Source organism: Petrocella atlantisensis (assembly GCF_900538275.1).
Taxonomy (GTDB): Bacteria; Bacillota; Clostridia; order Lachnospirales; family Vallitaleaceae; genus Petrocella; species Petrocella atlantisensis.
Window position 1 is genome coordinate 1,840,379 of the sequence record NZ_LR130778.1, and the last position, 14,535, is coordinate 1,854,913.

Genomic DNA, 14,535 nt, shown 5'->3' on the forward strand with positions numbered 1-14,535 from the left:
TCTTTTCATTCGTTCTGACTATATCTATTGTACGGAATTTTTCTATAAAATACAAGACAACAAAAAACTATGTCAAATGACATAGTTTTTTGCTTAAAGATTTTTAGGATGAGGAATAATACTATATAATCTGCTATTGCAGCTCATACCTATAATAATTCATGCATTTCTTTATGCGCCATGATGAAGTGTAACACCTTTGATTTCAAAGTCTGCATAACTTTCAATACCATGTTCTTCAATATCAAGTCCGTTTTGCTCTTCAATTGCACTAACTCTTAGACCAATAAGCTTGTCAACTGTCTTAAAAACTATGAAAGCCATTGGAAATACCCAAGCTGCAACTGCAACTACACCAACTGCTTGAATTGCTAATTGACCAAAGCCTCCACCATATAGCAAACCACCATCAGTTGCAAATACACCTACTAACAATGTACCAAGTGCACCTGTAATACCGTGAACACTAACAGCACCTACCGGATCGTCAACTTTGAGTACTTTATCTATGAACTCTATGGCAAATACGATAACAACACCAGCTATAATACCGATGAAGAATGCACCCATAGGAGATACTGCTGCACAACCGGCTGTGATAGCTACAAGTCCTGCTAATGCGCCGTTAAGTGACATAGATACATCTGGCTTTTTGTAACGAACCCAGGTTACAAACATCGCTACGATAGCCGCAGCTGCTGCTGCTAAGTTTGTTGTAACAAAAATTTGTCCAATAGCAATTGCGTCTTCAGCAGAAGAAGCTGCTAATTGTGAACCAGGATTAAATCCGAACCAACCAAACCATAGTATAAACACACCAAGTGCACCAAGTGTTAATGAATGGCCGGGCATCGCATTAGATTTACCTGACTTTGTATATTTACCAATTCTGGGGCCTAGTATTGCCGCACCAACAAGTGCTGTCCAACCACCGACGGAATGTACTGCTGTTGATCCTGCAAAGTCAATAAATCCTTCTGCACCACCGATTGATAATGTGGATAACCAACCGCCACCCCAGATCCAGTGTCCTGATACCGGATATATGAGAACTGAAATAAAGAAACTATATACCAAATAGGAAACAAATTTCGTACGCTCAGCCATAGCACCTGATACAATGGTTGCTGCTGTTGCACAAAAGACCGTTTGAAAAATTAAGGATGTATAGTCATCATAAAACACAAAACCTGACCAACCAAATAATCCAAAATTATCAACGCCATACATAATACTATAACCGACTAACCAAAACATAACAGAACCTACACAAAAGTCCATAAGATTCTTCATAATGATGTTACCTGCATTTTTGGATCTGGTGAAACCTGTTTCAACCATAGCAAATCCTGCTTGCATAAAAAATACCAATGCTGCTGCAATTAATACCCATATCGTGTCTAGAACTAATTTCATTTCTTCCATTATCGTCACTCCTTCAATATTATCTTTTATGTTGCATTCCCTTTTTATCTATTCTTGAATGCAATCCCAATCCCGTTTAGTTACATGATCTTGCTAAGTCCTACCCTTATGAATGATCTATAGTGCTTTAACGCCTTCTTCGCCTGTCCTTACTTTGATCACGTTTTCTACCGGATAGATAAATATTTTTCCGTCACCAATTTCACCGGTTCTAAGCACTTCTTTAGCCACTTCTACGACTTTTTCTACAGGTACTTCACATACCACGATTTCAATTCTTGATTTAGGTAATAAGTCAATCTCATATTCTGTACCTCTATAGTACTCTGTTTTACCTTTTTGTAGACCGCATCCCAGTACATGGGAAAATGTCATGCCTGTAATTCCGATTTCATTCAAAGCTGCTTTTAAAGCTTCAATCTTACTTGGTCGTGTAATAATATCGATTTTTGTAATCTTGTCCATAGTAATCCTCCTCTTAAAAACTTAATTAGTAATAATATTTGATTTTATACATCGATTAGATACGTTCTTGTTCTATCACATTATGAAGAACTTTTTGGCTTGCATAAGTGTTATAAAAAAAATGATGGCCATCATATTTTAAATCCTAGAATTTTAATTAAAACTAAGAAGCTATCCTCCAGGCTAATAGCTGTAATAGAAATTTCCTGGAAAAATAAAAAAGGTCCACATACTTCTTTTCGAAGTATGTGAACCACTTTGTTCACTTAATTAATTGATATGCACCGTCGCAACGCCAATTAATGAATATGGACCTATTATAGTATGCTTAGAACCATATGTCAATACTTTTTTCAAATAAATGATTTTTACTGGCAATGAACTTGCATATATTCTTGTATTTATTAGAAATATCCACTATATTGAATGCATATTGCAATTAGGTACACAACATAAATCATAGCATTAAAATATGGTGATTCTTTATTGCCGTACTAATACTAGTGTTTATAATGTTTAATAAATATTTTATATATTTCTTTTTGTTATGACTATTCCTGGTTTTCTATGTGTTGTATTGACACCTGTTTCCTCCCATGCTATGATTAGAAAAATTAGCTGATTGATATTATTTATCACTGGTTAAAGTATCAAACTATATGGTTAAACATTACATACGCTCTAGGTACGTTAGATAAATTTAGTTTTGACTCTTTAACCAATCATATAATTTTATAACATCTTATTAAGAGCGGTGGAGGGAATAGGCCCTGTGAAACCCGGCAACCAGCAGATCAATGTATGGTGCTAAGTCCTACAGCATAAGCTGAGAAATAAGACGCATTCTGGAATGATACGTTTCTATTTCTTAACTGGAATAGTTTTTTTTATACCTAATTCTATGATCGTCTAATACGCAACTATTTAACCCATCAACAAAGGAGTGATATGATGAGCAATAGCAAACATACTTATGGATTTGATACTTTACAATTACATGCCGGTCAGGAACCTGATCCTGCAACCGGTTCAAGAGCCGTACCAATCTATCAGACAAGTGCTTATAGCTTTAGAGATTTTGAACATGGCAAAAATCTTTTTAACTTAAGTGAACCCGGTAATATTTATACACGTATTATGAATCCAACAACCGATGTTTTTGAGAAGCGCATCGCTGCCCTTGAGGGTGGTGTGGCGGCACTAGCCGTTGCTTCCGGATCTGCAGCTATCACCTACGCCATTCAAAACATCGCTTCTGTTGGTGATGAAATCGTAGCAGCCAATTCTCTATATGGCGGTACACATAACCTGTTAAAAAATACATTACCGAAATTTGGTATTACAACGCATTTGGTTAATCCTGATCGTATCGAAAATTTTGCTGAGAAAATCAATGAAAAAACAAAAGCCATTTATATTGAAACCATTGGTAATCCTTTGACCAATATTATAGATATAGAAGCTGTAGCGAATCTCGCTCATGAAAACGGTTTGCCACTTATTGTTGACAATACTTTTGCAACACCTTATCTAAACAGACCTATAGAATTTGGTGCTGATATTGTTGTACATTCAGCTACTAAGTTCATTGGGGGACACGGTACTTCTATTGGCGGTGTCATTGTAGATTCCGGTAATTTTGATTGGGCCGCTAGCGGACGGTTTAAAAGTTTTACTGAACCTGATCCAAGCTACCACGGTATTGTCTATTCTGAAGCCCTTGGAAACCTTGCCTACATCATCAAAGCTAGGGTAACTTTATTACGAGATACCGGTGCTGCAATTAGTCCTTTTAACTCATTTCTATTCTTACAAGGACTAGAAACACTTTCCCTAAGAGTAGAACGTCATGTATCTAATGCTAAGAAAATTGCAGAATATTTAAATAACCATGAGCTTGTAAACTGGGTACACTATCCTTCATTAAAAGATGACCCTTATCATGAACTTGCTCAAAAATATTTACCAAAAGGATCCGGAAGTATTTTCACTTTTGGCATTAAAGGCGATGAAGTTGCAGCAGAAAAATTTATCAATGCTCTTGAATTGTTTTCACATTTGGCCAACGTCGCTGATGCCAAGTCTTTGGTGATTCATCCAAGCACAACAACCCATCAACAATTAAGCGATGAAGATCAGATTGCAGCCGGTATTACAAAAGACACCATAAGGCTTTCTATTGGTATCGAAGATGTGGATGACTTGATCTATGATCTGGATCAAGCATTTAAGGCTACAGTATAATATTTAAAACTTATATAGACCCAGAACAATGAGGCTACGCCTCGGTTTGCAAAGCAAATTGTTCCGGCAGGAAAGACTTCCTTGATCGTTAATGCGACGCTTCAACGCATTAACATTGCCTAGACTTTCCTAGAGAAGAACAAAGAGGCTACGCCTCGCTTTGCAAAGCAAATTGTTCCGGCAGGGAAGATTTCCTTGATCGTTAATGCGACGCTTCAACGCATTAACATTGCCTAGACTTTCCTAGAGAAGAACAAAGAGGCTACGCCTCGCTTTGCAAAGCAAATTGTTCCGGCAGGAAAGATTTCCTTGATCGTTAATGCGAGGCTTCAACGCATTAACATTGCATTGTCTTTCCTAAAGAGTAAAAAAGATTGCCTCCCGGCAATCTTTTTTACTTGACCATTGGTTAAGGTGTCAAAACTATATAGTAGAACTTTCGCATACAATGTATGTGAACTTAGTGATCCTTAGTTTTGACCCTATAACCATAATTATTAATATGAACATTCATTTTTGATTAGATTTCAACTTAGTCATTAAATAAGTCTAAAAAAGCTTTTGTAATTTCTCCGGTCATACCCCATATGATATGGTGATCATATCGATAAAAATATATCTTACGTTTCTGCTTAACCCAAGGTCTGTCATATTTATCCGGCAATCCTAGTGATTTTGAGGTAAGGGCTATCACTTCATCTCCCTCTTCAACAATAAAAGAAGGTTTAACTTCCATATCAACAAGATGAATCTCTGTTTTCATATTCAATAGGATTTCAAGTGGAACAGTAAATACTGAAGCGACCTCCTCATTAAGATTTAGGTCTTTTAAATCATGAATTTTTAAAACACCTACAAATACATCTATGGTCACATCTGAGTGTGCAACCAAAGTGCCTAGATGGCCAATGACCTCAATCTTATCCTCGTCAATTCCAAGTTCCTCTGAGGTTTCTCTTACTGCTGTTCTTTCATAATCGCCTTCATCAATTTCCTCCTTACCGCCGCCCGGAAATCCAATCTCACCACCTTGTCGAATATGCTCACTTCTTACCTGATACAAGATATGAATTTCATTCTTCAGCTCTATTAAAGGTATTAAGACTGCAGCATTTAAGTATTTATCTTCTTTACCAATTAGGATATCCGTATGCTTTAGACTTTTTTTTAGCTTTTTAAGTATTGGATCCAACATAGTTCCACCTCACGACTTTTGATATAATAGACTACATTTTGACCTTATTGGGACAGGATAGACACCACCGTTTATAACAGAGCTTACAGACTTTTGTTTTGATCATTAGAATCACTGTGGCCCATATAATTAAGTAGGGTACAAGCAAATAATATTTTCCATTCATACTGGTAAGAGGCAATATAAAGACCATCAACAACGAACCAATTGTAGAGGTGTATTCGTAAAGCGTGTATTTTCCTGTTTTTTTATAAGGCAATTTTTTTGCCAATTGACCCGGTAGCTTATGATGACAAGAACCATTCATACTGTGCGGACATTTTCTGCAATAGCGCATAAGAACCACATAGCCACTTAATAAAATAATTACAATATATAATCCCCCATAAGTTATCGAATACGTTATCATGGCAAATATACCTATTACCAAAGCTAACATCACTAGAACCATACTTATTGTACCATACAAATTTTTCATCTTACCCTCCCAAGTCTTATTCTTCAATAGTAACATTATATAATAGATATCAAATCACGTCAGTATTAAATTTGTGCTGAATGCTTTTTATTGTCTTTCGTTGAATTCTATTGTATAAATTGTTATAATCTTTATAAACATTTTTATCAGCAGATATCACAACTTGTAAAAGCCCAGAAGACATCCAAAAGATTCTAAAAAGGATACAAGAAAAGGAGATCTCATTATGGAGAATATTACAGAAATTGGAAATTATCGGCAGAAAAATATTAACCGCTTAACCCTTGGTGTACGTTCTAAAATTTTAATGAGTATTATTGTTGCACTTCTTATTAGCCCAACTATATCACTGTTCTTAAACCAACTTGTAAACCGTCTTGAATTATTTACAGGTGATATATCTGTCTACATCTCAACCGTTATCAATTTATTTGTGGTTTCTGCTATCATCATGCTTCAGTTACATCTTATTATTCTAAAACCATTAAAAGCAATCACAGAAAAAATTAGAACTATCACTCAGGATCTTGATCTTGAAACTAGAATTAATGGTAATTTCAAACATGAAATCGGAGATTTAGCATTTTTTTTGAATGGCTTCTTGGATTCAGTCCAAACCACGGTTAAAGATGTAAAAGCATCTACTGAACGAGTCAGTAACCATTCAAAAAGCGTGGTTAAACTTAATGGAAGTGTTTCAAAGACTGCAACAGATATAGGTAGAAATATGGAAGAAATTGCAAATGGTATGTCTAGTCAAGCTGCTGATAATGAAAATGCTGTTCAAGCAACATTGGCTTTTGGTAATCAAATTAATGAAGAACAACAAAAAATAACTGAAATACATGATATGACCTTACTTATCAAAGATATGAAAGATGATGGTCTAACTATTTTAAAAAATTTGGTACATAAAACTCAAGAAACAAAGGCTGTAGCTGGTATCGTCAATGACATCGTTCTTAATACCAATACCAGTGCAGAAAGCATACAATCTGCCAGTGCTATGATTCAACAAATATCTAATCAAACCAATCTATTGGCTCTAAATGCGGCAATAGAAGCTGCTCGAGCTGGAGAACATGGAAAAGGGTTTGCCGTAGTTGCAGATGAGATTAGGAAACTAGCAGAACAATCCAATGACTTTACCCAGAAGATTTCCAATATCATAGAGGAGCTTATGAAAAAGTCTGTTTTAGCTGTGGATAAAATGTCAGAAGTTGGTGAGATTGTGGATTCACAAGCCGAAAGCGTGGATTTAACCAACGAAAAATTTGAAGGTATTGCTTCCACCATAGAAGAAATGCAAAGTGCTTTTATTGTACTTAAAGAACAAAGTGAGCAAATGCTCGTGCAAAAAGATACCATCATACAACGCATCACCAACTTAGCAACTGTATCCGAGGAAACTGCTGCCAGTACACAAGAAGTTTCAGCAATCTTAGAGCAACAGAATCACTCAATAGATGAGATTGAAAAAGCAAGTCTAGAGTTATCCACATTAGCAGAAAAAACGCAAGCCTCTATCAACATATTTAAATCATAATATAATCCTTAGAAACTGTAAAAACCTGAGATCTTAATCATATCTCAGGTTTTTATTTTAAATGTTTTAGGTTCCTATTAAATAAAAAAAATTACCTATATAATAGATAATCTAGAGTGAGTCACCCGGGGTTCGAACCCGAGACAACTGGATTAAAAGTCCAGTGCTCTACCAGCTGAGCTAGTGACCCTTATAAGTATGAAGTTGAATGCCCAGAGCCGGAATCGAACTCGGTGGATGGTTCTGCCTTTGGTCACAATAATATATATTTATGTTGAGTGCCCAGAGCCGGAATCGAACCAGGTGGATGGTTCTGCCTGTGTTGACATTTCATTGTTGACTTTGGTTAGTGCCCAGAGCCGGAATCGAACCAGCGACACGAGGATTTTCAGTCCTCTGCTCTACCGACTGAGCTATCTGGGCTGATGCATTTGATACAATGTTACCAATTGCGGAGAGAGGATTTGAACCTCTGACCTTCGGGTTATGAGCCCGACGAGCTTCCAGACTGCTCCACTCCGCGTTGTTGTTGATTCAAGGAACCAACTATATAAAACAAACAAACCAATCAGACCTATAACTTTTTATAAAGAGGACTGTCATTATTGTTTGAATGGAGGGAGAAGGATTCGAACCTTCGAAGCTATCGCAACAGATTTACAGTCTGCCCCCTTTGGCCACTCGGGAACCCCTCCTAAAACTTATAAAATTGATGAAAGCCGACGACCGGACTCGAACCGGTAACCTGCTGATTACAAGTCAGCTGCTCTGCCAATTGAGCCACGTCGGCATATAGGTCATTTCTGTTCTGATATCTTAATTTATTCACTGTTGTTGATTCAATGTGCATTCGCTTTGCTCATTTCATTGCCCGTTTCATGCTAAGCATTCCACTAGAATTGAGCCACGTCGGCATATAGGTCATTTCTGTTCTGTTGTTCATATTAACTTTAATCTACTAATCCAATGTGCATTTGCAACACGATTAAAACCTATTTCTAAACTCAAAAAATACACATCGATATTATTCTCTAATATTTATGTGCTATGAATTTTTATATCGAATGGGCGCAACAGGGCTCGAACCTGTGACCCCCTGCTTGTAAGGCAGGTGCTCTCCCAGCTGAGCTATGCGCCCTGGGATATTTACATAATTAAATTGATGACGACCCAGAAGGGACTCGAACCCTCGACCTCCGCCGTGACAGGGCGGCGCTCTAACCAACTGAGCCACTGGGCCATGATTTGTCACTACTTACATTATTCGTATTTCCCAGTATGCTACGTTGGTCCTGTCATGAGCGCTTCGCTTCACTCCTTGAACTGAGCCACTGGGCCATAATTTGTCACTACTTTATATTTTTTTCAGCATTAGCATTTAATTACAAACACTGAAAACCGCATAAGAGATTGTTAACATCGATTTATTTCACATGCACATATTTTAATCTTAAGCTCTAATCTTTATAATCACTTTCTTAGTTCAAGCCCTCGACCTATTAGTATTAGTCAGCTGAACACGTTACCGTGCTTACACCCCTAACCTATCAACCTGGTAGTCTTCCAGGGGTCTTACTCCATTTCTGGATGAGATATCTTATCTCGAGGGGGGCTTCACGCTTAGATGCCTTCAGCGTTTATCCCTTCCCAACATGGCTACTCTGCTATGCCTTTGGTAAGACAACAGATACACCAGAGGTCAGTCCATCCCGGTCCTCTCGTACTAAGGACAGCTCCTCTCAAATATCTTGCGCCCACGACGGATAGGGACCGAACTGTCTCACGACGTTCTGAACCCAGCTCGCGTACCGCTTTAATGGGCGAACAGCCCAACCCTTGGGACCGAATACAGCCCCAGGATGCGATGAGCCGACATCGAGGTGCCAAACCACTCCGTCGATGTGAACTCTTGGGAGTGATAAGCCTGTTATCCCCGGGGTAGCTTTTATCCGTTGAGCGATGGCAATCCCACATTCATACCACCGGATCACTAAGTCCTAGTTTCCTACCTGCTCCACCCGTCGGTGTCACAGTCAATCCATCTTATGCCTTTGCACTCTTCGAATGGTTTCCAACCATTCTGAGATGAACTTTGAGCGCCTCCGATACACTTTCGGAGGCGACCGCCCCAGTCAAACTCCCCACCTGACATTGTCCCCACACCGGATCACGGTGCTAGGTTAGAAACCCAATACTACAAGGAAGGTATCCCAACAACGACTCACTACAGACTGGCGTCCATAGATCAAAGTCTCCCTTCTATCCTGTACATGTAATATCGAATCCCAGTATCAAGCTAGAGTAAAGCTCCACGGGGTCTTTCCGTCCTGTCGCGGGTAACCGGCATCTTCACCGGTACTACAATTTCACCGGGCGCGTTGTCGAGACAGTGCCCAAATCGTTACGCCTTTCGTGCGGGTCGGAACTTACCCGACAAGGAATTTCGCTACCTTAGGACCGTTATAGTTACGGCCGCCGTTTACTGGGGCTTAAGTTCGCACCTTCGACTAAAGTCTAAGCACTCCCCTTAACCTTCCAGCACCGGGCAGGCGTCAGCTCATATACTTCACCTTTCGGTTTTGCATAAACCTGTGTTTTTGCTAAACAGTCGCTTGGGCCTATTCTCTGCGGCCTACTTGCGTAGGCACCCCTTCTCCCGAAGTTACGGGGTCATTTTGCCGAGTTCCTTAACAACGCTTCTCCCGTCGGCCTTAGGATTCTCTCCTCATCTACCTGTGTCGGTTTGCGGTACGGGTACGTATGAAGCAATAGCGGCTTTTCTTGACAGTATGGATTTAGGAACTTCTCTACTTTAATTTCGATCCGCATCACACTTCGCCTTTTAGTTGACGGATTTGCCTATCAACCAAGCTTTGTGCTTGCACTGGTTTTTCCATTCCCAGATTTCCCTATCCTTCTGTGTCCCCACAGTTCTGTTCATACGTAGTACTAGAATTTCAACTAGTTGTCCATCGGCTACGGCTTTCGCCCTCACCTTAGGTCCCGACTTACCCAAAGAAGATCAGCTTTACTTTGGAAACCTTAGATATTCGGCCGAGAAGATTCTCACTTCTCTCTCGCTACTCATTCCAGCATTCTCTCTTCTTAACTCTCCACTGCTCCTTACGGTACAGCTTCGTCGTGTTAAGAATGCTCCTCTACCAAAACACTTATCTAAATAAGTGCTTTCCACAGCTTCGGTGGTGCATTTTAGCCCCGGACATTTTCGGCGCAAGATCTCTCGACTAGTGAGCTATTACGCACTCTTTGAATGCATGGCTGCTTCTAAGCCAACATCCTAGTTGTCTGTGAAATCTCACATCCTTTTCCACTTAATGCACACTTTGGGACCTTAGCTGGTGGTCTGGGCTCTTTCCTTTTGACTATGAAACTTATCTCCCATAGTCTGACTCCTGAAAAACATCTATATGGCATTCGGAGTTTGATATGCTTCGGTAGGCTGTGAGGCCCCCTAGGCAATTCAGTGCTCTACCTCCATTAGACTATTTCAAGGCTAGCCCTAAAGCTATTTCGAGGAGAACCAGCTATCTCCGGGTTCGATTGGAATTTCTCCGCTATCCACAGGTCATCCCGCATTTTTCAACATGCGTGGGTTCGGTCCTCCATTACCTTTTACGGTAACTTCAACCTGCCCATGGATAGGTCACCCGGTTTCGGGTCTACTCACACTGACTTAACGCCCTATTAAGACTTGGCTTCCCTTCGGCTCCTGACCTTAAGTCATTAACCTTGCCAGTATAAGTAACTCGCTGGACCGTTCTACAAAAGTACGCGGTCGCACCTTAACGTGCTTCCACTGCTTGTAAACATAGGGTTTCAGGTTCTTTTCACTCCCCTCCCGGGGTTCTTTTCACCTTTCCTTCACAGTACTATGCGCTATCGGTCACTAGGTAGTATTTAGGCTTGGGGTGGTCCCCCTGCTTCACCAAGGTTCCACGTGTCTCGTGCTACTCTGGATACTGCTGGCTAAGTCGACTTTTCACCTACGGGGTTTTCACCCTCTTTGACGTGCTTTTCCAAAACACTTCGGTTAAATCTTCTTAATACCGTTTGCAGTCCACAACCCCAAAGGACTAGGTCCTTTGGTTTGGCCTCTTACCCTTTCGCTCGCCGCTACTTAGGTAATCGATGTTTCTTTCTCTTCCTTCGGGTACTTAGATGTTTCAGTTCCCCGAGTTCCCCCTGCATGGCTATGTATTCACCATGCAGTGACTGGGATCTTCCCAGCCAGGTTTCCCCATTCGGTAATCTCTGGATCATCGGCTATTTGCGCCTACCCAAAGCTTTTCGCAGCTTATCGCGACCTTCATCGGCTCCTAGTGCCAAGGCATCCACCCTATGCTCTTATTAGCTTGAACTAATAATTTGATTATTGCAACACCTTCCTGATTATTGCTAACCCATTAAGTCTTGCTCAATCTTTGCTTAAGATTAAAATATATTCATGTAATCGTTAAGGGTCAAAGCTATTTAGTTGAACTTTTACATATAATATATAGTTACGAATGTATCTACGTAATCTATATCTTGTATGTATTAGTGAAACTTAGGTTTGAGTCTCTAACGATATTATCTCTGTAATTAGAAAGCGTCTTTCTTCTTACAAAGTTATATTTCGATGTCTTGTATCTTCATACGTCATGACCTATGATATATGAAGTTACTTCATATATGTTACTTGGGAGTAACACATACAGTGATTTGCTTTCGCTTATCAAGATTACAAATCACTTCAACAATATGTCTTCACTTTCGTGCTTTCATATCGTCTAACGACTTGCCTTCACTACTTCTACGACGCTTCTTCATAACACTTTAACCTCGTGTTATGCTTAAGCTGTATCCATACGTGCTTTCAAGTCGTCGGACAATATGCCTTCACTACTTCTACCACGCTTCTTCATAACGCTTTAACCTCGCGTTATGCTTAAGCTGTATCCGTACGTGCTTTCATATCGTCTCTCTTATGCAGTTTTCAATGTTCGTAATAGCATTACGCTATGACCCGATTACTTTTATGGGTCTAAACAAGATATGAAGCTATGAACTTCAAGCTTTGCTCCCGGTCTTTCCGGATATCTCTTATATGAATTCTCCAAAGTTGCCTCTAGAGTTCTTTGTTTTTTAAATCTGGCAGCCACCTACTTTCCCAGGTCGTCTCCAACCAAGTATCATCGGCCGACATACGCTTAACCATCGTGTTCGGTATGGGAACGGGTGTTTCCATATGTCGCATCGCCACCAGAATATTTTAGATTCTTACGTTAATTCATTTACTTCGACTAGGGCTTTCCAAGCTGCGTTTTCTTCGCAACTTGTTCTTCCTAGTCTTCGTATATGACCAAACGTTGATCACTCAACAGCAAACCAATCTATCGCTTTCATTTATCACGGTGAGGTTTTTGATCTCCATCATGTGAGCTTTGCTCACTTTTAGCTTCAGAAATAAATTTCTTCCACTTTCTTCCTTAGAAAGGAGGTGATCCAGCCGCACCTTCCGATACGGCTACCTTGTTACGACTTCACCCCAGTCATCGATTTCACCTTAGGCAGCTCCCTCCTTGCGGTTGGGTCACTGACGTTGGGTGCTTCCGACTCCCGTGGTGTGACGGGCGGTGTGTACAAGGCCCGGGAACGTATTCACCGCGACATTCTGATTCGCGATTACTAGCGATTCCAACTTCATGTAGTCGAGTTGCAGACTACAATCCGAACTGGGATGGCTTTTATGGGGTTTGCTCCACCTCGCGGCTTCGCTTCCCTTTGTTACCACCATTGTAGCACGTGTGTAGCCCAGATCATAAGGGGCATGATGATTTGACGTCATCCCCACCTTCCTCCGAGTTATCCTCGGCAGTCTCTCTAGAGTCCCCACCATAACGTGCTGGCTACTAAAGATAAGGGTTGCGCTCGTTGCGGGACTTAACCCAACATCTCACGACACGAGCTGACGACAACCATGCACCACCTGTCACCTTTGTCCCGAAGGAAAGAACCGGTTAAGGTTCGGTCAAAGGGATGTCAAGACCTGGTAAGGTTCTTCGCGTTGCTTCGAATTAAACCACATGCTCCACCGCTTGTGCGGGCCCCCGTCAATTCCTTTGAGTTTCAATCTTGCGATCGTACTCCCCAGGTGGAATGCTTAATGCGTTAGCTGCGGCACCGAGGTTCGACCCCCGACACCTAGCATTCATCGTTTACGGCGTGGACTACCAGGGTATCTAATCCTGTTCGCTCCCCACGCTTTCGTGCCTCAGCGTCAATCACAGTCCAGTAAGTCGCCTTCGCCACTGGTGTTCCTCCTAATATCTACGCATTTCACCGCTACACTAGAATTCCACTTACCTCTCCTGTATTCTAGTAAAGCAGTTTTAAGTGCAGTCCCGAGGTTGAGCCCCGGGCTTTCACACCTAACTTACTTTACCGCCTACGCACCCTTTACACCCAGTAATTCCGGATAACGCTTGCCCCCTACGTATTACCGCGGCTGCTGGCACGTAGTTAGCCGGGGCTTCTTAGTCAGGTACAGTCATTTTCTTCCCTGCTGATAGAAGTTTACGATCCGAAAACCTTCATCCTTCACGCGGCGTCGCTGCATCAGGGTTTCCCCCATTGTGCAATATTCCCCACTGCTGCCTCCCGTAGGAGTTTGGGCCGTGTCTCAGTCCCAATGTGGCCGATCACCCTCTCAGGTCGGCTACTGATCGTTGCCTTGGTGAGCTATTATCTCACCAACTAGCTAATCAGACGCGGGTCCATCTTATACCACCGGAGTTTTTCACACGGCATCATGCGATGCTGTGCGCTTATGCGGTATTAGCATCCTTTTCAGAATGTTATCCCCCAGTATAAGGCAGGTTACCCACGCGTTACTCACCCGTCCGCCGCTGCCCGGTAAATCGCTCTTCCGAAGAATCACGCTCTACCTTCTCGCTCGACTTGCATGTGTTAGGCACGCCGCCAGCGTTCATCCTGAGCCAGGATCAAACTCTCATGTTTAATCTCTTGCTATAGAATACTCGCTGGTCTTTTTTTGACTTGAGCTTACGCTCTTGTTACTAAAAAACCAAGCTTGCTTTTGCTACATAATTAATTACATAGCGTCCGTTTTAAATTACTTTTTGATAGGTTGGTTTACTGTTCAGTTTTCAATGTTCAGGT

General features: G+C 41.0%; 4 protein-coding genes, 7 tRNA genes, 3 rRNA genes, 2 pseudogenes and 1 riboswitch. Of the genes and pseudogenes, 2 read left to right on the plus strand and 14 right to left on the minus strand.

What is annotated here, in order from left to right; genetic code table 11:
- Nucleotides 1-207 precede the first annotated feature (207 nt).
- Both PATL70BA_RS08580 and PATL70BA_RS08585 read right to left on the minus strand, forming a co-directional pair.
- Nucleotides 208-1,425: pseudogene (locus PATL70BA_RS08580) on the minus strand (ammonium transporter); the annotation flags it as partial.
- Between the two features lie 117 nt (nt 1,426-1,542).
- Nucleotides 1,543-1,884, minus strand: a pseudogene (locus PATL70BA_RS08585) (P-II family nitrogen regulator); the annotation flags it as partial.
- 745 nt (nt 1,885-2,629) lie between these two features.
- Nucleotides 2,630-2,730, plus strand: a riboswitch (SAM riboswitch).
- Between the two features lie 111 nt (nt 2,731-2,841).
- Between PATL70BA_RS08585 and PATL70BA_RS08590 the strand changes: the two are divergent.
- Nucleotides 2,842-4,134, plus strand: a complete 1,293-nt coding sequence (locus tag PATL70BA_RS08590) for an O-acetylhomoserine aminocarboxypropyltransferase/cysteine synthase family protein (protein WP_334295032.1) — start codon at nt 2,842-2,844, stop codon at nt 4,132-4,134.
- 532 nt (nt 4,135-4,666) lie between these two features.
- Here PATL70BA_RS08590 and PATL70BA_RS08595 read toward each other — a convergent pair.
- Entirely contained in the window at nt 4,667-5,329 is a 663-nt protein-coding gene (locus PATL70BA_RS08595; RefSeq protein WP_125136988.1) for an NUDIX hydrolase, read from the minus strand.
- Between the two features lie 31 nt (nt 5,330-5,360).
- Nucleotides 5,361-5,807, minus strand: coding sequence for a hypothetical protein (locus tag PATL70BA_RS08600; protein WP_125136989.1), 447 nt, complete (start codon nt 5,805-5,807; stop codon nt 5,361-5,363).
- A 226-nt stretch (nt 5,808-6,033) separates the two neighbouring features.
- On the opposite strand from PATL70BA_RS08600, the gene PATL70BA_RS08605 reads away from it, so the two are divergent.
- Nucleotides 6,034-7,353 carry a methyl-accepting chemotaxis protein gene (locus PATL70BA_RS08605; RefSeq protein ID WP_125136990.1) on the plus strand — a complete coding sequence of 440 codons (1,320 nt, stop codon included), beginning with the start codon at nt 6,034-6,036 and terminating at the stop codon, nt 7,351-7,353.
- A gap of 117 nt (nt 7,354-7,470) precedes the next feature.
- Here the strand turns inward: PATL70BA_RS08605 and PATL70BA_RS08610 are convergent.
- The 10 genes from PATL70BA_RS08610 to PATL70BA_RS08655 form a co-directional block, all read right to left on the minus strand.
- Nucleotides 7,471-7,543: transfer RNA gene (locus tag PATL70BA_RS08610), tRNA-Lys, on the minus strand.
- Between the two features lie 160 nt (nt 7,544-7,703).
- A tRNA-Phe gene (locus PATL70BA_RS08615) sits at nt 7,704-7,776 on the minus strand.
- Nucleotides 7,777-7,802: 26 nt separating this feature from the next.
- Nucleotides 7,803-7,876, minus strand: a tRNA-Met gene (locus PATL70BA_RS08620).
- Between the two features lie 91 nt (nt 7,877-7,967).
- Nucleotides 7,968-8,048: transfer RNA gene (locus PATL70BA_RS08625), tRNA-Tyr, on the minus strand.
- A 22-nt stretch (nt 8,049-8,070) separates the two neighbouring features.
- Nucleotides 8,071-8,143 (minus strand) — tRNA-Thr (locus PATL70BA_RS08630).
- Nucleotides 8,144-8,418: 275 nt separating this feature from the next.
- Nucleotides 8,419-8,491, minus strand: a tRNA-Val gene (locus PATL70BA_RS08635).
- Between the two features lie 28 nt (nt 8,492-8,519).
- A tRNA-Asp gene (locus tag PATL70BA_RS08640) sits at nt 8,520-8,593 on the minus strand.
- Between the two features lie 239 nt (nt 8,594-8,832).
- A 23S ribosomal RNA gene (locus PATL70BA_RS08645) occupies nt 8,833-11,732 on the minus strand.
- A 770-nt stretch (nt 11,733-12,502) separates the two neighbouring features.
- Nucleotides 12,503-12,620 (minus strand): 5S ribosomal RNA (gene rrf / locus PATL70BA_RS08650).
- Between the two features lie 226 nt (nt 12,621-12,846).
- Nucleotides 12,847-14,373 (minus strand): 16S ribosomal RNA (locus PATL70BA_RS08655).
- The 16S, 23S and 5S rRNA genes sit together here with 7 tRNA genes alongside, the layout of an rRNA operon.
- Between the last annotated feature and the right edge of the window lie 162 nt (nt 14,374-14,535).

Coding starts and splice junctions, on each gene's coding strand:
- PATL70BA_RS08590 (WP_334295032.1), top strand. CDS start 2,842: ATGAGCAATAGCAAACATACTTATGGATTTGATACTTTACAATTACAT.
- PATL70BA_RS08595 (WP_125136988.1), bottom strand. CDS start 5,329: ATGTTGGATCCAATACTTAAAAAGCTAAAAAAAAGTCTAAAGCATACG.
- PATL70BA_RS08600 (WP_125136989.1), bottom strand. CDS start 5,807: ATGAAAAATTTGTATGGTACAATAAGTATGGTTCTAGTGATGTTAGCT.
- PATL70BA_RS08605 (WP_125136990.1), top strand. CDS start 6,034: ATGGAGAATATTACAGAAATTGGAAATTATCGGCAGAAAAATATTAAC.